General features: G+C 55.2%; 17 protein-coding genes. 8 read left to right on the top strand and 9 right to left on the bottom strand.

Annotation, left to right across the window (positions count from 1 at the left end):
- Positions 1-143 precede the first annotated feature (143 nt).
- The 3 genes from mglB (at position 144) to mglC (ending at position 3,843) form a co-directional block, all read left to right on the top strand.
- Positions 144-1,136, top strand: coding sequence for a galactose/glucose ABC transporter substrate-binding protein MglB (gene mglB / locus D4100_RS06680; RefSeq protein WP_006322185.1), 993 nt, complete (start codon positions 144-146; stop codon positions 1,134-1,136).
- A gap of 176 nt (positions 1,137-1,312) precedes the next feature.
- The gene (mglA, locus tag D4100_RS06675) at positions 1,313-2,821 is read left to right on the top strand and encodes a galactose/methyl galactoside ABC transporter ATP-binding protein MglA (protein ID WP_006322187.1); all 1,509 of its coding nucleotides are present in this window, start codon (positions 1,313-1,315) and stop codon (positions 2,819-2,821) included.
- Positions 2,822-2,832: 11 nt separating this feature from the next.
- Entirely contained in the window at positions 2,833-3,843 is a 1,011-nt protein-coding gene (gene mglC, locus D4100_RS06670; RefSeq protein ID WP_006322189.1) for a galactose/methyl galactoside ABC transporter permease MglC, read from the top strand.
- A 185-nt stretch (positions 3,844-4,028) separates the two neighbouring features.
- Here mglC and sanA read toward each other — a convergent pair whose 3' ends face one another.
- The 8 genes from sanA to metG form a co-directional block, all read right to left on the bottom strand.
- Entirely contained in the window at positions 4,029-4,772 is a 744-nt protein-coding gene (sanA, locus tag D4100_RS06665) for an outer membrane permeability protein SanA (RefSeq protein WP_006322190.1), read from the bottom strand.
- Between the two features lie 167 nt (positions 4,773-4,939).
- Positions 4,940-6,637: an NAD-dependent malic enzyme gene (locus D4100_RS06660; protein ID WP_006322191.1), complete on the bottom strand. Its 1,698-nt coding sequence runs from the start codon at positions 6,635-6,637 to the stop codon at positions 4,940-4,942.
- A 221-nt stretch (positions 6,638-6,858) separates the two neighbouring features.
- Entirely contained in the window at positions 6,859-7,743 is an 885-nt protein-coding gene (gene cdd / locus D4100_RS06655; RefSeq protein WP_006322192.1) for a cytidine deaminase, read from the bottom strand.
- Between the two features lie 137 nt (positions 7,744-7,880).
- Positions 7,881-8,576 carry a CidB/LrgB family autolysis modulator gene (locus D4100_RS06650; protein WP_006322197.1) on the bottom strand — a complete coding sequence of 232 codons (696 nt, stop codon included), beginning with the start codon at positions 8,574-8,576 and terminating at the stop codon, positions 7,881-7,883.
- Complete coding sequence (locus D4100_RS06645) at positions 8,573-8,980, bottom strand: CidA/LrgA family protein (protein ID WP_006322199.1); 408 nt, start codon at positions 8,978-8,980, stop codon at positions 8,573-8,575. The genes D4100_RS06650 and D4100_RS06645 overlap by 4 nt, the downstream gene beginning before the upstream one ends.
- A gap of 138 nt (positions 8,981-9,118) precedes the next feature.
- Positions 9,119-10,345, bottom strand: a complete 1,227-nt coding sequence (locus D4100_RS06640; RefSeq protein ID WP_006322201.1) for an MFS transporter — start codon at positions 10,343-10,345, stop codon at positions 9,119-9,121.
- A 215-nt stretch (positions 10,346-10,560) separates the two neighbouring features.
- Positions 10,561-11,637 (bottom strand): sugar ABC transporter substrate-binding protein, encoded by a 1,077-nt coding sequence (locus D4100_RS06635; RefSeq protein WP_119803672.1) that lies wholly within the window; start codon positions 11,635-11,637, stop codon positions 10,561-10,563.
- Positions 11,638-11,861: 224 nt separating this feature from the next.
- Positions 11,862-13,889 (bottom strand): methionine--tRNA ligase, encoded by a 2,028-nt coding sequence (gene metG, locus D4100_RS06630; RefSeq protein ID WP_119803670.1) that lies wholly within the window; start codon positions 13,887-13,889, stop codon positions 11,862-11,864.
- Between the two features lie 160 nt (positions 13,890-14,049).
- On the opposite strand from metG, the gene apbC reads away from it, so the two are divergent.
- Complete coding sequence (gene apbC, locus D4100_RS06625) at positions 14,050-15,162, top strand: iron-sulfur cluster carrier protein ApbC (RefSeq protein WP_006320981.1); 1,113 nt, start codon at positions 14,050-14,052, stop codon at positions 15,160-15,162.
- A gap of 49 nt (positions 15,163-15,211) precedes the next feature.
- Here apbC and D4100_RS06620 read toward each other — a convergent pair whose 3' ends face one another.
- Positions 15,212-15,841 (bottom strand): phosphatase PAP2 family protein, encoded by a 630-nt coding sequence (locus D4100_RS06620; protein WP_119803668.1) that lies wholly within the window; start codon positions 15,839-15,841, stop codon positions 15,212-15,214.
- A 243-nt stretch (positions 15,842-16,084) separates the two neighbouring features.
- Between D4100_RS06620 and udk the strand changes: the two genes are divergently transcribed.
- The 4 genes from udk (at position 16,085) to dcuC (ending at position 20,860) form a co-directional block, all read left to right on the top strand.
- Positions 16,085-16,726, top strand: a complete 642-nt coding sequence (gene udk / locus D4100_RS06615) for a uridine kinase (RefSeq protein WP_004942376.1) — start codon at positions 16,085-16,087, stop codon at positions 16,724-16,726.
- Between the two features lie 126 nt (positions 16,727-16,852).
- Positions 16,853-17,434 (top strand): dCTP deaminase, encoded by a 582-nt coding sequence (gene dcd / locus D4100_RS06610; protein WP_004942378.1) that lies wholly within the window; start codon positions 16,853-16,855, stop codon positions 17,432-17,434.
- A gap of 44 nt (positions 17,435-17,478) precedes the next feature.
- Positions 17,479-19,311, top strand: coding sequence for an outer membrane assembly protein AsmA (gene asmA, locus D4100_RS06605; RefSeq protein WP_119803666.1), 1,833 nt, complete (start codon positions 17,479-17,481; stop codon positions 19,309-19,311).
- 190 nt (positions 19,312-19,501) lie between these two features.
- The gene (gene dcuC / locus D4100_RS06600; RefSeq protein ID WP_119803664.1) at positions 19,502-20,860 is read left to right on the top strand and encodes an anaerobic C4-dicarboxylate transporter DcuC; all 1,359 of its coding nucleotides are present in this window, start codon (positions 19,502-19,504) and stop codon (positions 20,858-20,860) included.
- Positions 20,861-20,877: the final 17 nt, after the last annotated feature.

The raw sequence follows: 20,877 nt of genomic DNA, 5'->3' as shown, positions 1-20,877 counted from the left end.
TTTTGATCTCGCGCTGACACAGCACTTTTCAGGAATAACATGATTCACGGATGACAGGGAACCTGCCAGACCCGGTCGTGCACCCACCGCCGGTTACCTTTGGCTCAATACCGAGTACGACCTACATAAACCGGAGACAGACAATGAATAAGAAGGTTTTCACCCTGGCCGCGACGGCCGCAGCCATGATGTTTGGTGCCGCAGCTCATGCAGATACCCGTATTGGCGTCACCATTTATAAATACGACGACAACTTTATGTCGGTAGTGCGCAAGGCGATCGAGAAAGACGCCAAGGCTTCTCCTGATGTCACTCTGCTGATGAATGACTCGCAGAACGATCAGTCCAAGCAAAACGACCAGATCGACGTGCTGATCGCCAAGGGCGTAAAAGCGCTGGCGATCAACCTGGTTGACCCGGCGGCGGCCCCGGTGGTTATCGATAAGGCGCGCGCAAACGATATCCCTATCGTGTTCTACAACAAAGAGCCTTCCCGCAAGGCGCTGGACAGCTACGACAAGGCGTTTTATGTCGGGACCGACTCCAAGGAGTCCGGCGTGATCCAGGGCCAACTGATCGCCAAGCACTGGAAAGCCAACCCGAACTGGGATCTGAACAAAGACGGCCAGATTCAGTATGTGTTGCTGAAAGGCGAACCGGGCCACCCGGATGCCGAAGCGCGCACCACCTACGTGGTGAAGACGCTGAACGAAGGCGGTCTTAAAACGCAGCAACTGCAGATGGACACCGCCATGTGGGATACCGCTCAGGCGAAAGACAAAATGGACGCCTGGTTGTCCGGCCCCAACGCCAACAAAATTGAAGTGGTTATCGCCAACAACGATGCCATGGCGATGGGCGCGGTAGAAGCGCTGAAGGCACACAACAAATCCAGCATTCCGGTATTCGGCGTGGATGCATTGCCGGAAGCTCTGGCAATGGTCAAATCCGGCGCAATGGCGGGGACGGTGCTGAACGATGCCGACAATCAGGCTAAAGCCACCTTCCAATTGGCGAAAAACCTGGCAGCGGGCAAACCTGCCGCCGACGGCACCCAATATAAAATCGAAAATAAAGTGGTGCGCATTCCTTACGTTGGCGTAGATAAAGACAATTTGTCTCAGTTTGTTAAGTAAGTTCTGAGCTAACCCGTAATGACCCCGCCTGGGGTGCGCTCAGCGCCGACACCAGGAAAGCCGCAGGCGGGGGAATTTCTTTATTAAAATGACAGCCTATACCTACGAATTTCATCTTGCAGCTAACCAGGCTGCGGTTTGAAAGTTGATGGGTACAATAATAGCCAGGTGTATTTATGGCCGACAGCCCACGCGAATTCCTCCTGGAAATGACCGATATCAGCAAGTCATTCCCCGGCGTCAAGGCATTGGATAACGTTAACCTGCGCGTTCGTCCGCACTCCATTCATGCGTTAATGGGGGAGAACGGCGCCGGGAAATCGACATTGTTAAAATGCCTGTTTGGCATTTATAAAAAAGATGCCGGCAGCATTGTTTTTCAGGGCCGGGAAATTGATTTCAAAAGCTCAAAAGAGGCGCTGGAACACGGCGTTTCAATGGTGCATCAGGAGTTAAACCTGGTCCTGCAGCGCACCGTAATGGACAACATGTGGCTGGGGCGTTACCCGACCAAAGGCATGTTTGTCGATCAAGACAAGATGTTGAAGGATACTCAGGCGATATTCGACGAGCTGGATATTGATATCAACCCACGGGATAAAGTGGGTACGTTATCGGTATCGCAAATGCAGATGATCGAAATCGCCAAGGCGTTTTCCTATGACGCCAAGATTGTCATTATGGATGAGCCGACCTCATCACTGACGGAAAAAGAGGTGAACCACCTGTTCACCATTATCCGCAAGCTGAAAGAGCGCGGCTGCGGCATTGTCTATATTTCGCACAAAATGGAAGAGATTTTCCAGCTGTGCGATGAAATCACCATCCTGCGCGACGGCCAGTGGATCGCCACCCAGCCGCTGGAAGGGCTGGATATGGACAAGATCATCTCGATGATGGTGGGGCGTTCGCTCAGCCAGCGTTTCCCCGACAGGCAGAATACGCCGGGAGAGGTGATTCTGGAGGTGAAGAACCTGACGTCATTGCGCCAGCCTTCCATTCGCGATGTTTCTTTCGATCTTCACAAAGGTGAAATCCTTGGCATTGCCGGGTTGGTGGGCGCCAAGCGCACGGACATTGTGGAAACCCTGTTCGGTATCCGCGAGAAAGTGGCGGGCACCATCAAGCTGCATGGCAAGGCCATCAACAATCACAGCGCCAATGAAGCGATAAACCACGGTTTTGCACTGGTAACGGAAGAGCGCCGCTCTACCGGGATTTACGCTTATCTGGACGTGGGCTTCAACTCGCTGATATCCAATATCCGCAACTATAAAAATAAAATCGGTCTGCTGGACAACGCCCGGATGAAAAGCGACACCCAATGGGTGATCGACGCCATGCGGGTCAAGACGCCGGGTCATCACACCCATATCGGTTCGCTGTCCGGCGGCAACCAGCAGAAAGTGATTATCGGCCGCTGGCTGTTAACCCAACCGGAAATATTAATGCTGGATGAACCGACGCGCGGCATTGACGTCGGCGCCAAATTCGAAATTTATCAGCTGATGACCGAATTGGCGAAGAAGGGCAAGGGGATCATTATTGTCTCGTCCGAAATGCCGGAGCTTTTGGGAATTACCGACAGAATACTGGTGATGAGTAATGGTCAGGTTGCGGGTATCGTTAACACCAAACAGACCTCGCAAAATGAAATTTTACGTCTCGCATCCCTGCACCTTTAAGGATCAGAATTATGAACGCGCTGAATAAAAAAACTTTGTTCACCTATTTTAAAGAAGGTGGCATTTACGTGGTATTGCTGGTGCTGCTGGCAATTATTATTATCCAGGACCCGACGTTCCTCAGTTTAATGAACCTGAGCAACATCCTGACCCAGTCATCGGTGCGTATTATTATTGCACTGGGTGTGGCCGGATTGATCGTCACTCAGGGTACCGACCTGTCCGCCGGGCGCCAGGTCGGGCTGGCAGCGGTGGTGGCGGCAACGCTGCTGCAGTCGATGGACAACGTCAATAAGGTGTTTCCGCATATGGAAACCTGGTCGATTCCGCTGGTGATCCTGCTGGTGTGCGCCGTTGGCGCGGTGATCGGCCTGGTGAACGGCCTGATTATTGCCTACCTCAATGTGACGCCGTTTATTACCACCCTGGGTACCATGATCATCGTCTACGGCATCAACTCGCTGTATTACGATTCGGTCGGCGCTTCGCCGGTAGCGGGGTTCGATCCTAAGTTCTCTACCTTTGCCCAGGGGTTCCTGCGCTTTGGCGACTTTAAGCTGTCGTACATTACCTTCTACGCCATTATCGCGATTATTTTTGTCTGGATCCTGTGGAATAAAACCCGCTTCGGCAAAAATATCTTCGCCATCGGCGGTAACCCGGAAGCGGCAAAGGTTTCCGGCGTGAACGTGCCGTTGAACCTGATCATGATCTATGCGCTGTCCGGCGTGTTCTACGCTTTCGGCGGCCTGTTGGAAGCCGGCCGTATCGGCAGCGCCACCAATAACCTCGGCTTTATGTATGAGCTGGATGCCATTGCCGCCTGCGTGGTGGGCGGGGTGTCCTTTGCCGGTGGGGTGGGAACGGTGCTGGGCGTAGTGACCGGGGTGATCATCTTTACCGTCATCAACTACGGGCTGACCTACATAGGCGTTAACCCTTACTGGCAGTACATCATCAAGGGCGGCATCATTATCTTCGCCGTGGCGCTGGATTCACTGAAGTACGCCAAGAAGAAGTAATCTTATACCCGTCGTCTTTCAAGCCGCAGCGTTGTTACCTGCACTCGCTCACCCCAGTTACTTACTAAAGTAAGCGCCTGGGGATGAGCGAGCTGGTCGCCTAGCTGCAACTCGAAAGCCATAGGGTATAAAATATGGAAAAAACGGTCGGCAAATGCCGACCGTTTTTATGTTCATCGTTGCAGCTAAGGCTGTTTGGCCTTTTGTTTTTCCGCTGCCAGCTTGTGTTCCAGCTCAACCAATTGCTCCGGCGACACCGCCGGATAACCCTGGGCATCCTCCGGCACGGCGTGCATGGCGGAAATGGGGATCAGCGGGCCGAGGAAGCGCGGTTCGCGCTTGAGTATGTACAGATCGGTCAATGCGCCAAGGCGGGCGAAGATCTCGCGAGCACGCACCGTCATCATGTCTTTCGGCGACGGCACTGCATAGCACTGGGCCTGGATCCCCATATGCAGGGCGATAAACAGCGCGCGCTCGCAGTGGAAACGCTGGGTGATAATGATGAAGTCATTGGTGTCGAACACCTTGCGGGTGCGCACTATGGAGTCCAGGGTACGGAACCCGGCGTAATCCAGCACGATATCGCTGGGTGCCACGCCTGCGGCGATCAGATCGCGGCGCATGGTCATGGGTTCGTTATAGCTTTGCTGGGCATTGTCTCCGCTCAGCAGCAGATATTTCACCTTGCCGCTGTTATAGGCGTTAATCGCGCCCTGAATGCGGTAACGGTAATATTGGTTGATGACGCCGGTACGGTAATATTTGGCGGTGCCAAGTACCACACCGACCTGGCGATGAGGCAGCCCCTGGAGTTCGTCATAGACGTAAGGTGCGGTTTTCCAACTGATCCAGCGATCGAGCGCGAGCGCCGAGAGCATCAACACCGTAATGATGATGAACAGGCTGATTATCAGGCGTTTCCACATGTTGTTGCCTTACGCGCAGGGGTTGAAAAAGAGGGTTCAAGGCTACTTTACCTGACTGGTTGAAGCAAGCTGTCCGCTGCCTGAAGCACGTATTGCGCCGCATTTTTAGGCGGTTTTGACCATAAAAAAGGCCCGGCGTGCCGGACCTTGTGTTTCACCTGCGCAAATCAGAACGAGGTGCGCTTGTAGCTGCGGTACTGTGGCCGCCAGAAGTTGTGTTCAATGGCCTTCGACAGCGCTTCTTCAGAGGTGACTACCGCCATTCCCTGCAGCTGCGCCGCTTTGCCCACTTCCATCGCGATGCACTTGGATACGCCCTGAATATCGTCGATATTCGGCAACAGCGCGCCATGTCCGTCGGTTGCCAGCGGCGAACAATCTGCCAGCGCGCGGCTGGCGGCCATCAGCATGGCGTCGGTCACGCGGGTAGCACCGGAGGCCAGCACGCCCAAACCAATCCCCGGGAAGATATAGGAGTTGTTGCATTGGGCGATAGGGAACAGCCGGTCTTTATAGCTCACCGGCGCAAACGGGCTGCCGGTCGCGACCAGCGCGGCACCGTCGGTCCAGTTGATGATGTCTTCCGGGCGGGCTTCCACGCGCGAAGTCGGGTTGGACAGCGGCATGACGATCGGGCGCGGACAATGCTTGTGCATTTCGCGGATCAGCTCTTCGGTAAACAGGCCCGGCTGGCCGGAAACGCCGATCAAAATGCTTGGTTTGGCGTTACGCACCACGTCCAACAGGGAGATGGCGTCGCTGGACGTCTGCCATGAAGCCAGGTTTTCGCTCTTTTGCACCAGTTTGCTCTGGAAATCGAGCAGGTTGGGCAGCTTGTCGGTCAGCAGGCCGAAACGGTCGACCATGAAGACCTGGGCACGGGCTTCGTCTTCGCTCAGTCCTTCGGATTTCATCTGCGCGATAATCTGCTCGGCGATGCCGCAACCGGCTGAACCGGCGCCAAGGAAGGTCACGGTTTGGTCGCGCAGCTGGCTACCGGCGGCGCGGCTGGCGGCGATCAGGCTGCCGAGGGTGACGGCTGCGGTGCCCTGAATATCGTCGTTGAAGCAGCAAATCTCATCGCGATAGCGGTTCAACAGCGGAGTGGCGTTGTTCTGTGCGAAGTCTTCGAATTGCAGCAGCACGTTTGGCCAGCGGCGTTTTACTGCCTGAATGAACTCTTCGACAAAGGCGTGGTATTCATCACCGGAGATGCGCGGGTGGCGCCAGCCCATGTACAGCGGATCGTTGAGGCGCTGCGGGTTGTTGGTGCCAACGTCCAGCACTACCGGCAGGGTATAGGCCGGGCTGATGCCGCCGCAGGCGGTATACAGCGAGAGCTTGCCGATAGGAATGCCCATGCCGCCGATGCCCTGATCGCCCAGGCCGAGAATGCGTTCACCGTCGGTGACCACGATCACTTTAACGTTTTGCTTGGTGGCGTTTTGCAGCATGTCGTCGATGCGATCGCGGTTTGGGTAGGAGATAAACAGCCCGCGCGCGCGGCGGTAGATATCGGAGAAGTGCTCACAGGCTTCGCCGACCGTCGGGGTGTAGATGATGGGCATCATCTCGCTCAGATGCGCATCCAGCAGGCGGTAGAACAGGGTTTCGTTGGTATCCTGGATATTGCGCAGATAGATGTGTTTGTCGTTATCGTTCTTGAAATCCTGATACTGACGATAGGCGCGCTCAACCTGCTCTTCGATGGTTTCCACCGCTTCAGGCAGTAAACCGTGCAGGTTGAAATGGCTGCGTTCATCCTCGGTAAAGGCGCTGCCTTTGTTCAGCAGCGGAAATTCCAGCAGAATCGGGCCGGCGTAAGGGATGTAGAGAGGGCGTTTGCTTTCGTATTCAAGTTCCATTGTTTTGCTCTTCAACGTATCGGATAACTTTTATGATGCCGATCCTAAAAGATCGGGAAAATATGTACAGCAATTGTTATCGGATCATGAGGTAAATTGGCGTAATTATCGACGATCACGTCATAATTTAACTAAAGAAAGTGTTTTAAGACGTGAATGCCATTGTAATCGGCTTACGGGGCTGTTAACAGCGGTGCCGGGCGGCACCGCCGTGATCGGGATCAGAAAGTGATGCGGCTGACGTTTTGGCAACCCAGCGCTTCCAGCGTGGCGCGGGTGGCGTCCCACTGGGTGAGGATAGCGGTTTGTGGTTCAGCCAGCACTGCACGGCGGATTTTCTGGCAGTCGTGTCCGGAGACGTTCAGCAGAATCAAAGCAGCTTGCAGCGGCGGCAGGCTCGGGTTAAAGGCGGCGTTCTCCGCATAGCGCCCGGCGTAAATTGTGCCGTCTTCGGCTTCCAGCGCGACACCGCTGTGGGCATTGCTGTAGGGCGCATGGCTCTGGTTAGCGGCGGCGAGCGCGGCTTTCTCCAGTTCGTCAGACAGCGTCAGTTGGTAGCCCTGATCGACCCGATCCATCAGCAGCGTGGCGATATCCAGGTCTTTCGGGCCGAACGAATCCGGCAGATAGTCGCCAAGCGTGGCCGGCTCACGGCCGGGCAGGCGAATTTGCAGGCCGGCACCGCTGTTCAGTTCATTCATAAACTGGCGGCAGTGGCCGCAAGGCGTGTAGTTGACGGTGATGGAGGCCAGGCCAGGTTCACCGCGCAGCCAGGCGTGGGTCACTGCACACTGTTCCGCATGAATGGTTTGTTGCATCGGCGCACCGCTGAATTCCATATTGGCGCCAAAATACAGATTGCCGCTCTGACCGCGGGCAATGGCACCGACGTGGAAATGGGAGATCGGCGTTAACGAGCAAGCCGCTGCCAGAGGCAGCAGGGCAAATGCCAGAGCATCATCATCCAGCCCGCAGCGCTGCTTGATCGCGTCTACCTGCTGCGCCTCGAACATGGCCGGGAAAGCAGGCGCATCAAAATAAGGCAGCAGGACGGATTGCAATGTCGCGGACAGTTCGCCGAAAGCGGTGTGAAAACGCGGGTGCATAGAAACTCTCTCTACAGGTTAACGGGATAACATTTTAGGCAGCCTTGCGGTAATAAAGTGTGATTTAAGTCTCCTTATTGATGAAATCAATGCAATGAAAACGATAAATGCGGGATGTATCGCAAGTTTCCAGCCCGTTAACCGAACAAATGCAGCAGCACCGGGAAGACGAAGGGTGCCAACAGCGAAGTAATAATCCCGCAAATCACCAGCGCCAGCGAGCTGAAGGCGCCTTCCTGATAGTCCATTTCCGCACAACGTGCCGTGCCTATCGCATGCGAAGCGGTGCCCATCGCCAGGCCGCGCGCAGAACGGGTGGTGATGTTCAGCAGCCTGAACAGCGAATGGCCGAATACCGAGCCAAAGATGCCGACGAAAATAACGCAGACGGCGCTGATAGCGGGGATGCCGCCAAGGGATTCAGCTACCGCCATGGCGATCGGCGTAGTGACGGATTTCGGCATGATTGATGCGGCAATCTCCGGCGTTGCGCCCATCCACAGCGCGATGGCGCCACCGCTGATCATCGCCGTCATGCTGCCGATAAAGCACACTGCGATAATCGACTTCCAGCGGGCGCGGATCTGATGCAACTGCTCATACAGCGGGAAGGCCAGCGCCACCACCGCCGGTTGCAGCAAGTCGTTGAGGATCTTGCTGCCCTGAAAATAGCGTTCATAGGGAACACCGGTCAGCAGCAGCAGGGGAATGATCACCGCCATGGAAACCAGCAGCGGGTTCAGCAGCGGCATCTTCAGCCGCTGAGCCAGCCAGCGTGCCGCAAAGTAGACCAGCAAGGTTAACGGCAATGACCACCAGATTTCATGGATCATTTTTTACCCTCCGCAGGATCGTCACTGCCGATGATTTTACGCTCGCGATGAAAGTAGTGAGAGGTGCAGGCGACGACGATCAGTACCATCAGGGTACTGATAACGCAGGACACCACCAGCGGGCTGAGATGTTCGATGATTTGGTTGTAATAGTTCATCACACCGACGCCAATCGGCACGAACAACAGCACCATATAGCGGATCAGCAGATGACAGCCGGGTTTGACCCATTTCGCCGGCAAAATCTGGCTGGAGAGCAGGGCGAACAGGATCAGCATGCCGATAATACTGCCGGGAATGGCGATCGGCAGTAGCGTTGCGATGGCATTGCCGGCAAACAAGCAAAGGTAGATAAGGACGATTGCCCTCAGATATTTCCAGCACAGTGTAAGCACGTTGGCCATCACCTTTTCCCGTTTAACTGATGTATTCATCATACAATTAAACTGTGACCTGCGCCACAAATCACACCATGAATTATCTCTATGACATCCATGCCTGTTGGGCAGGTTGACAGCCCCGGCGAAAGATCGCGCGTGACCTTATTCCACGTGGGTGGCGATAATATTTGGATGCGGTTTCTGCGCCAGCCGGTGGCCGAGGAAAAAGAATAACAGGCTCAATAACGCGGCGGCAATCAATGTCAGAAACATCAGTGATGGTGCGGCATAGCTGAGGATAAAACCGCAGAGCACCGGGTTGATGGCGCCCCCCAACGCACTGAGGTTTTGCACGCCATAGTAGCTGCCTTTCAAATGCGGCGGTGCGATAAAGTCGATAAACATATATTCCACCGGGATGACGATAATCTCCCCCAACGTGAATATCGCCATGGCCACTGCCCACAGCCACACGGATTGCCCCGCCAGCATAAAACCGATCAGCCCGACAATGAAAAACACTGTGCCCAGCGCCAGCCAGCGCAGCATGTTTTCCTGGCGCATGCCCCGGCTCAGCAAATACTGCAACGCGATGACGATGCTGGCATTGACGATCATCACCACGCCAATGATTTTGTACGCAAATTCGGCGTTCGAGACGATGATCAGGTATTGCGACAGGTAGCCGGTGAACTGGCCGAAAACGACCGCCCCCAGCGTACTGCCGAGCGTAAAGTAAATCAGCCGACGATCGCTGCGCAGGATGGCCAGCGTCTGACGAAAATCAGGCAATGTGGTCGGTGCGGATTCGGCTGCCGCAGGCTGCCCGGAGTGCCGTTGCCCACGCAGACGAAAGCTCAGTGTCGCCACCGTCAATAAGGCCAACCCGCCGGAGAGATAGAACGGTAGCAGCGGACTCAGCCCGGCGACCATAACGCCCAGCGATGACCCCACAGCCCAGCCGACATTCACCAGCGTATAGTTGAGGGAAAAGGCTTTTATACGCTGTGCGACCGGCAGCCAGTCGGCAAAGCACGCTTTAATGGTGATGCCCAGCACCGAATAGGCAGTATGCAAGATCGCCAGTACCAGAACTATGCCTCCTGGGCGCGGGATCCATGGGATGGCGAAAAAGCTCAGGGCGAACAGTAAAATGGAAAGCAGGATCAATGTGTTCTTGTTGAACTTGTCAACCAGATAGCCGCCATACAGGCTGGCGAAAATGCCGATCGTCAGGCTGATGCCCAGAATAATGCCGACGCTTTTCGGCAACAGGTGGAAATGCCCGGTCAGATAGATAGTAATGAACGGTAGCGTGGCGCCACGGCCAATGGTCAATACCAACGAGCTAGCCAGCAATGCGACGATAAGCGGTGGGAATCCCTTCATGTCAGACCTGTTTATGCATACAGCTATTGAGCGATATTGATAACATAGCTCATTTTGGCCGACAGGGAAGGTGTTGCGTAAAAAAAGAAGCAACATCCGAGACTTTCAAACGGCTGTTGCCCTAATTATTGTTGGGGGCGAATATATTTTGCCCCGACCACTGCGGGTGCTGCATACAGCACCCTTATTCAAGCTGAGGATGAGCGCAAAGAGGATTATTTGCCTGCTTTGGCCTGCAGCGTGGCGAACCACGGCTGGATAAAATCGTTGCTGCTGCCCCAGCCCGGAATGATTTTTGCCAGCCCGGCCACATTGACCGGCCCCGGCTGGCTGGCCAGCAACGCCTGCGGAATGGACGCCGCCTTGAATTCATAGGTGGCAGGCGTAGGTTCACCGGCAATCTTGTTCGCCACCAGGCGCAGGTTTACCGCGCCAATCAGCTTGGTATCCACCGCTACGCTGACTTTCCACGGGCTATTGGCTTCGCGCATCAGTTGCAGATCCTGATTGGAGATGTCGATGCTATACAGCTTGATCTCGGTACGGCCGTTTTCTTTCAGCGCCTTGTAGGCGCCCTGACTAAAGGCATCCCAGGTGCCCCAGATCGCGTCGATCTTGCCTTTCGGATACTTGGCCAGCACGGCTCCGACCTTGTTGGCGGTATCCCCCTGCACGTCCGATGACACCGCGCCGATCGATTCCAGTTCGTGGATGCCCGGATTTTGCTTCAGCAACTGTTGGTAGGCTGCCTGACGACGCTCCATCGGCGGGAAACCGGCGACCCAAAGCTTGATGATATTGGCTTTCCCGTTGAAGTCTTTAATCAGTTGGCCGAACGACTCATTTGCCAGCGAAGCGTCATCCTGCTGCGACACCGTTACGCCGGGAATGCTGCCGCTGACGTCGGTATCAAATACGGATACGGCAATGCCCGCCGCCGCAATGCGTTTCACCAAATCGGTGGAATAGGGTGCACGGCCCTGCGAGAGAATAATGCCGTCATATTTTTGGCTGATGGCCTGGTTTACGAAGTCTTGAAAACGCGCGTCGTCACCGTTGCTGAGGAAGGTATCCACCTTAAAGCCCAGCTTGCGTCCCTGCTGGATGGCACCGGCCAGAAACTGAGTGGTGTTGTCGTCGGAACCCAGATTACGAATCACCGCAATGCGGATCGGCCCCTGATGCTGGGCGATGGCGGTTGGCACCGGAGCTGGCGTGGACGATTCTGCGGCGAATAGCGGCAGGGCGGCCAACAGGCCAATGGCCAGGATTGGGGTTTTTATCGTTTTCATTATTATTGGCTCCAAAAGCAGGTGAGAATCGTCCTTGCATGGCAGTCTTTCTGTCTGGACGTCTATTTGTAGTGTTCAAGCATCATAACCAGATGAGTTTTGATAAGGAATTATCCTGGTGATGAATTTTTTTCAGGTAGGAGAAGGGCGCTTACAGGTAGAAAGGGCAACAAATAAAAAAGGGCCAAGCTGTTGCTTGACCCTTACGGCAGTGAAAACGGAAGTTACTTCACCTGCATTCCCGGCTGGGCGCCGCTGTCCGGGCTGAGCAGGAAGATCTCTTTGTCGCCTGGGCCGGCAGCCATCACCATGCCTTCGGAGATGCCGAAACGCATTTTGCGCGGCGCAAGGTTGGCGACCATGATGGTCAGGCGGCCTTCGAGCGCTTTCGGATCCGGGTAAGCGGAGCGAATGCCGGAGAAAATCTGACGAGACTCACCGCCCAGATCCAACTGCAGTTTCAGCAGTTTGTCAGAGCCTTCGACAAAGTCGGCGCTCTTGATCAACGCGATACGCATATCAACCTTGGCGAAGTCGTCAAAGGTGATGGTTTCCTGAATCGGATCGTCAGCCAGCGGGCCGCTGACCACTTTAGCCGCTGCCATGTCTTCTTTTGAAGCGCTGACCATTTCATTCACCTTGTCCAGATCGATACGGTTGAACAGGGCTTTGAACGCGTTAACCTGATGGCCCAACAGCGGCTGCTGGATCGCATCCCAGGTCAGTTCGCAGTTAAGGAAGGCTTCGGTACGTTCCGTCAGCGATGGCAGCACCGGTTTGAGGTAGGTCATCAGCACGCGGAACAGGTTGATGCCCATCGAGCAGATGGCCTGCAACTCGGCATCGCGGCCTTCTTGTTTCGCCACGACCCATGGCGCCTGCTCATCCACATAACGGTTGGCCAAATCGGCCAGCGCCATGATTTCGCGGATTGCACGGCCGGACTCACGGCTGGCGTAGGCGTCGGCGATGCTTTGCGCTGCGTCAACGAAGGTTTGGTACAGCGCCGGATCGGCCAGGTTATCGGCCAGTCGGCCGCCAAAACGCTTGCTGATAAAGCCGGCGTTGCGCGAAGCCAGGTTAACCACCTTGTTCACGATATCGGCGTTCACGCGCTGCACGAAATCTTCCAGATTCAGGTCGATATCGTCGATGCGTGAGGACAGCTTGGCGGCATAGTAGTAACGCAGGCAGTCGGCATCCAGATGTTGCAGGTAGGTGCCGGCCTTGATAAAGGTGCCGCGGGATTTGGACATCTTGGCGCCGTTTACCGTCACGTAACCGTGCACGAACAGGTTGGTCGGTTTGCGGAAGTTACTGCCTTCCAGCATCGCCGGCCAGAACAGGCTGTGGAAATAAACGATGTCTTTGCCGATGAAGTGATACAGCTCGGTGCTGGAGTCTTTGCGCCAGAACTCGTCGAAGTCCAGATCGCCGCGTTTGTCGCACAGATTTTTGAAGGAGCCCATGTAGCCGATGGGCGCATCCAGCCAGACGTAGAAGTATTTGCCCGGTGCGTCCGGGATCTCAAAGCCGAAGTAGGGCGCGTCGCGGGAAATATCCCACTGTTGCAGACCCGACTCAAACCACTCCTGCATCTTGTTCGCTACCTGCTCTTGCAGCGCGCCGGAACGGGTCCAGGCCTGCAGCATTTCGCTGAACGAAGGCAGATCGAAGAAGAAGTGCTCTGAATCACGCAAGATCGGCGTGGCGCCGGAAACAACGGATTTCGGATCGATCAGCTCGGTCGGGCTGTAGGTCGCGCCGCACACTTCGCAGTTGTCGCCGTATTGATCCGGCGATTTGCATTTCGGACAGGTGCCTTTCACGAAACGGTCAGGCAGGAACATGCCTTTTTCCGGATCGTACAACTGGGAAATGGTCCGGTTCTTGATAAAGCCGTTTTCTTTCAGGCGGCTATATATCAGGCTCGAGAGTTCACGGTTTTCATCGCTATGGGTAGAATGATAGTTATCATAGCTGATGCCAAAACCGGCGAAATCCTGTTGGTGCTCCTGGCTCATTTCCGCAATCATTTCTTCCGGCTTGATGCCCAACTGCTGAGCTTTCAGCATGATCGGCGTGCCGTGCGCGTCGTCCGCACAGATGAAATGAACCTCGTGGCCGCGCATTCGTTGGTAACGAACCCAGATATCTGCCTGGATGTGCTCGAGCATGTGGCCGAGATGGATGGAACCATTTGCGTACGGTAGCGCGCACGTCACCAATAATTTTTTCGCGACTTGAGCCATAGTGAGAACTTGCTTTCTGTAATGAATAAAAAGGGTCTTCGATGTTACCCGATCGCGCTCTCTACGGCTAGGGCGGTTTCTTTCCGCAGACACACGCCAGCGGACCTGCAGTTCTGATATGCTTAGCGGGAAGCTATCCATTCAAAATCAAGGAGCCGGGATGAGCGCAAAATCCCCTGAGCAGACCAACCCTGAAGTTCTGCGTGCCCTGGTGACCGGTGTACTGGCCGCCTTTGAACACCCGACGTTAAAAAACAATCTGACCGCGCTGAAGGCAATTCACCATTGCGCGCTGTTGGATCATGTATTGCACATTGAATTGGTCATGCCGTTCGCCTGGCAGAGTGCCTTTGAAGTACTGAAAGATCGCGTGAGTGCGGAACTGCTGCGCGTCACCGGCGCAGAGGCGATCGACTGGAAGTTGAAGCATGACATCGCCACGCTGAAACGGGCCAACGATCAGGCCGGCATCAAGGGCGTGCGCAACATCATCGCCATCAGTTCCGGCAAAGGCGGCGTGGGGAAATCCACCACCGCCGTCAATCTGGCATTGGCTCTGGCAGCCGAAGGGGCGAAGGTCGGTATCCTGGACGCCGACATCTATGGCCCGTCGATCCCCAATATGTTGGGCACCGAGCATGAGCGACCAACCTCGCCGGATGGCCAGCATATGGCGCCGATCCAGGCGCATGGCCTGGCGACCAATTCCATCGGTTATCTGGTGACCGACGACAACGCCATGGTGTGGCGTGGCCCGATGGCCAGCAAGGCCTTGATGCAACTGCTGCAGGACACGCTGTGGCCGGATCTGGACTATCTGGTACTGGATATGCCGCCGGGCACCGGTGATATTCAACTGACGCTGTCACAGAACATTCCGGTTACCGGCGCGCTGGTGGTTACCACGCCGCAGGATATCGCCTTGCTGGATGCGGCAAAGGGCATTGTGATGTTCGAAAAGGTTCATGTGCCGGTGTTGGGCATTGTGGAAAACATGAGCGTGCATATTTGCAGCAACTGCGGTCATCATGAGCCGATTTTCGGCACCGGTGGGGCAGAGAAGTTGGTGAAGAAGTACAACAGCCGCTTGCTGGGTCAACTGCCGTTGCATATCTCGCTGCGTGAAGATTTGGATCGCGGCGCGCCGACGGTAATCAGCCGCCCGGATAGCGAGTTCGCTGAGCTGTATCGCCAGCTTGCCGGCCGTGTCGCGGCGCAAATGTACTGGCAGGGCGAAGCCATTCCTACGGAAATTTCTTTCCGCGCGCTGTGATCGTCATAGGTTAAAAAGCAAAACCCCGGCGCAGGTCCGGGGTTTTTGTTTATGGCGTGAGGGGGCGTTTGTGTAAATCCGCCCTAGTGTATGGGTGTTCAATCTGCGCCAACGCGGTGGCGATTTGCTCCAGGAGTCCCTGGGTCGGGGCTGGCTGCCGCACACCCATGAGCACCAATGGCAAAGCTAGTGCAACGACGATCTGTGGCAGGGAAAGCTGCGGGCGCGGTTTACCGCGTTGTAACCACAGGAACAGCGTACTTGCCATGTAACCTAACACCAGACCGCTAACCACCTCCGACGGGGAATGTACACGGATAGCTAACCGCGAGAGGCCGATGGTGAGAGGTAATATCAGACCCACTACCAGTGTGATGCTGCGCACTATATGCGGGAAACGCCCGGTCAGCGTCCAGAGAAGTACCGGCCAGATACTGGCCGCCAGCGCCGAATGGCCGCTGAAACCAGTGAAGTCGTAACTTTTTATGCCGATGCCCCAACCCATAAAGGCCAGTTTGGATGCGCATACCATGCCACCGGCACAACCGAAGATCAGTGCCCATTGCCAGCCCGCGGTGCGGGTGGCGCGCGGAGCGATTAACGCGACAAAAAGAATCAGCGCGCAGGGCAACAGCAGCATGCTGTCGCCAAAAAATGTCAGAAAATACCAGTCCAGCACGTCAGTCTCCGGTGAAATACATCATCCCATCAGCAGGATAATGAACAAGCTACGGAGTTTACCTTGCCGTATCGGATTGCCCTAGACGCAATAATCTTAAAAACTTGAAGCCGCTTCTGGCGAAATAACCGGAGGTAGCGGCCCAGCGATGACAATATAGGGTGGCGCAATGCCCGCTAACTCCCTATAATTGTCGCGTTTTAGTTCCCTCCCTCACACTTCGAAATCAGGTCTTTAAATTTTATGACTGACAAGCCGCATCAGTGCGTCATTATTGGTATAGCTGGCGCATCTGCCTCCGGAAAAAGCCTTATTGCCAGCACGTTATATCGCGAACTTCGCGATCAGGTTGGCGATGAACACATCGGCGTTATTCCTGAAGACAGTTACTACAAAGACCAGACGCACCTGACCATGGAAGAACGGGTCAAGACTAACTACGACCACCCGAGTGCCATGGATCACAACCTGCTGTTCCAGCATCTGCAAATGCTGAAATCAGGTAAGGCGATAGAGTTGCCGCTGTACAGTTACACCGAACATACGCGCAAGAAAGAGACTATCCACCTTGAACCGAAAAAGGTGATTATTCTGGAGGGGATCCTGCTGCTGACGGATATCCGCCTGCGTCAGGAAATGAACTTTTCAATCTTTGTCGATACGCCGCTGGATATTTGCCTGATGCGCCGCATGAAGCGTGACGTCAATGAGCGTGGCCGTTCCATGGATTCGGTAATGGCGCAATACCAGAAAACCGTCCGCCCGATGTTCCTGCAGTTTATTGAGCCTTCCAAACAATATGCCGACATTATCGTTCCGCGCGGCGGCAAAAACCGCATTGCGATCGACATTCTGAAAGCCAAAATCAGCCAATTCTTTGAATAATGTCGTTCAACGGCCGGGAAACCTGTGTTTCCGGCCGACGGGCAAGTATTTACGCCGTGGCGTAGACCTTTCGTCCGTTGTGTGGCAATTTTTGTTTTAGTGATACGCCCTGATGGAGATGAAGAAATGAGACTGTGCGACCGTGATATAGAAGCCTGGCTGGATAGTGAAAAACTGGTGATTTCGCCGCGTCCGCCGATTGAGCGTATTAACGGGGCTACAGTGGATGTCCGTTTAGGCAACCAATTTCGCGTGTTTCGCGGCCATACCGCCGCGTTTATCGATCTCAGCGGGCCAAAAGACGAAGTCAGCGCTGCGCTGGACCGTGTGATGAGTGACGAGATCGTACTGCCGGAAGGGGAAGCCTTCTTCTTGCACCCGGGCGAGCTGGCGTTGGCGGTGACGCTTGAGTCGGTTACGTTGCCCAGCGATCTGGTGGGCTGGCTTGACGGCCGTTCCTCATTGGCGCGCCTTGGTCTGATGGTTCACGTTACCGCGCACCGTATCGATCCCGGCTGGCAGGGCCGAATTGTTCTGGAGTTCTATAATTCAGGCAAGTTGCCGCTGGCGTTGCGCCCGGGCATGTTAATAGGCGCACTGAGCTTTGAACCGCTTTCCGGGCCGGCGGCACGTCCTTACAACAGCCGACAGGATGCAAAATACCGCGATCAGCAGGGCGCAGTGGCCAGTCGAATCGACAAGGACTAGCAGCGCAGGAAGCACTGTCGGTGTGGCGTTGACAAGAGGATGGCATGAGAAGATTACTGACGACTTTGGTGATTTTGCTGGTTGTTCTGGTGGCGGGAATGTCCGCGCTGGTGCTGTTGGTTAATCCGAATGATTTTCGCGCTTATATGGTGACGAAGGTCGAACAAAAGAGCGGTTATCATCTGACGCTGGATGGCGATCTGCGCTGGCATATCTGGCCGCAGCTCAGCATTCTGGCCGGGCGCATGACGTTGACGGCACCCGGTGCCAAAGTACCGGTGGTGAGTGCGGACAATATGCGTCTTGATGTCAAACTGTTGCCGTTGTTGTCGCATCAGCTGTTTGTGAAACAGGTGATGCTGAAAAATGCCGTCATCCGCCTGACACCCGACAGTGAAGAACAAAATCAGCCAAACGCGCCAATTGCCCCTGCGGGCACCTCCGAAGAGACCCTGGACACCCCGTGGAAATTTGATATCGATAATCTGCGGGTGGTGGACAGCCTGCTGATCTGGCAGCGCGCCAATAATGAACAGATTAACGTCCGCGATATTAATCTCACCCTGCAGCAAAATGCCAAACGTCAGGCGCAAATGGAGCTTTCCAGCCGGGTGAACCGCGATCAGCGCGATCTGACCTTCAGCATGGCGGCAGATATCGATCTGCAGCAATACCCGCGCCGCATCGCGGCCAAGGTCACTCAGTTCAATTATCAACTGGAAGGTGCAGATATTCTGGGCGGCGGTATCAAAGGTGATGGCAGCGCCCAGGTGGTGTATCAACAAACGCCGCAGCAAATTGCCCTGAGCCAGTTGCTTCTGAGCGCCAATGACAGCAAGTTCTCTGGCGGCGGCAGCGTCAGATTCGGCGAGATGCCGGTTTATACATTGAATCTGGCATCGACTGCACTGAGTTTGGACGCGCTTTCCGGCTGGCAATCCAGCTCGGGCACGCCACAAGCTGTGAGTATGACTGCGGCGCCGGTGATAGCCAACCAGGCGGAAGACCCGCAACAAAATCTGGACGTGCTGCGAGACTTTACTGCGCAGCTCAATTTGAGCGTTGACCAACTGACCTATCGTGGCATGAACATCGCCCATTTGGCACTGCAAGCCGATAACCGGCAGGGTCTGTTGACGGTGCATAGGCTCTCCGGCCAATTGGCTGGGGGGGATTTTGCGTTACCGGGCTCGTTGGATGCACGCGGCACCAGGCCGGTGATCGCGGTGCAACCGGTGCTTAAGCAGGTTGAGCTGGGTACCGTACTGAAGGCGTTCGAAATGCCGCAGGTGTTGACCGGCAAATTCAGCATGCAAGGGGATTTAACGGGCGATCGTCTGACTTCGCAGTCGTTTGAACATCGCTGGAAGGGCACAGCGCAGTTAGCCATGCAGGACGCGCAACTGCACGGCCTGAATATTCAGCAGTTGATTCAGCAAGCGGTAGCGCGTAACGACAGCAGTGTGCGCGGGCAGGATAATTACCAGCGCTTTACCGAAGTGAAACAGCTTTCGGCTAAAGCCAGCCTGAGTGGGGGAACGGTAAACATCAGCGAACTGAGTGCGGATTCCCCATTGTTGAATCTGAGCGGCGGCGGTACGGTGAATATGCCGGGTAAACAGTGCGATATGTCGCTTAACGTGCGGGTGACCGGTGGCTGGCAAGGGCGCGGCGAACTGATCGAACAACTGCAGAAAACGCCAATTCCGCTGCGGGTCTATGGTCCTTGGCAACAGCTTAACTACCAATTGCAGGTCGATCAGGTCTTACGCAAAACGCTGCAAAACCGGGCGAAGGACGCGCTGAACAAATGGGCCGAGAAGAACAAAGAGTCCCGAGAGGGTCAGGATCTTAAAAAGTTGTTGGATAAGCTTTAACCTCAGTTGGATGCGGGCCGGTCAGCGGCCCGCACATGCTTTGATCCCCGCAGGTATTTGCCTTTCCCAATTATTTCCTCCCGTAACTTTGACAGAAATCACGACGCCTTCTGCTGTGTTTGTGCAGAGTATCGCCCAGTTATGCGATTTCTGGGCTTCAGCACGGTTAAAAACAACAAGTTGAGGGAATATGATAGAACTTTTTATTGGTGCAGCCGTTGCGGTTGCCGTGGGCCGATACATCATTAAAGGCTACTCCGCCACCGGGGTACTGATGGTCGGCGGCCTGCTGTTGCTGGCTATAAGCGCTGCGATGGGGAAAAACCTGCTGCCTGCCGGCGCTGCGCCTACCGGATGGCGTGCCACCGACATCATCGAGTACGTTAAAATTCTGCTGATGAGCCGCGGCGGCGATCTTGGCATGATGATCATGATGCTGTGCGGATTTGCGGCTTATATGACGCACATTGGCGCCAATGATGTGGTGGTGAAGTTGGCCTCCCGTCCGCTGCAGATGATCAATTCCCCGTACCTTTTGATGGTGGCAGCCTATTTTGTCGCCTGCCTGATGTCACTGGCGGTCTCTTCCGCTACCGGCCTGGGCGTATTGCTGATGGCTACGCTGTTCCCATTGATGGTTAACGTCGGCATTAGCCGGGGGGCTGCGGCAGCGATTTGCGCTTCGCCTGCAGCGATTATCCTGGCACCGACGTCCGGTGACGTGGTGTTGGCCGCCAAGGCGGCGGAAATGCCATTGGTTGACTTCGCTTTTAAAACCACCTTGCCCATTTCGATTGCGGCGATTGTCTGTATGGCCATTGCGCATTTCTTTTGGCAACGCTATCTCGACAAGAAGAATGACGAACAGCACCACATTATGGATGTGAGTGAAATTACCACGCATGCGCCGGGTTTCTACGCCGTTTTGCCGTTCACGCCGATCCTGGGCGTGCTGGTTTTTGACGGTAAATGGGGGCCGGAGTTGCATATCATCACGGTGCTGGTTGGCTGCATGTTGCTGGCGGCGGTGATTGAATTCCTGCGTAGTTTCAGTGCCAAACAGGTATTTACCGGTCTGGAGGTCGCTTATCGCGGTATGGCGGACGCTTTTGCCAGCGTAGTGATGCTGTTGGTCGCCGCAGGTGTATTCGCTCAGGGGTTGAGCACTGTCGGCTTTATCAGTGGGTTAATCAGCCTGGCGCAGTCTTTCGGTACTGGCGGCATTATCATGATGCTGGTGCTGGTGGTGATTACCATGCTGGCGGCGATGACCACTGGTTCAGGGAACGCGCCGTTTTATGCTTTTGTGGAGCTGATCCCCAAATTGGCAGCGCAGATGGGCGTTAATCCGGCTTATTTGGTGATCCCGATGTTGCAGGCTTCGAACCTGGGGCGCACTCTGTCGCCGGTTTCCGGTGTGGTGGTGGCGGTATCGGGCATGGCGAAAATCTCGCCGTTCGAAGTGGTGAAACGCACCTCGGTACCGGTGATTGTAGGGTTGATCGTGGTAATTGCGGCAACCGAACTGCTGGTGCCTCAGCATCTATAAAAGGTGGCCGGGCTTAG

Source organism: Serratia inhibens (assembly GCF_003591175.1).
GTDB classification, from domain to species: domain Bacteria; phylum Pseudomonadota; class Gammaproteobacteria; order Enterobacterales; family Enterobacteriaceae; genus Serratia; species Serratia inhibens.
Note: the sequence above shows the minus strand (reverse complement) of the source record. Positions and strands in the feature narration are given on the sequence as shown.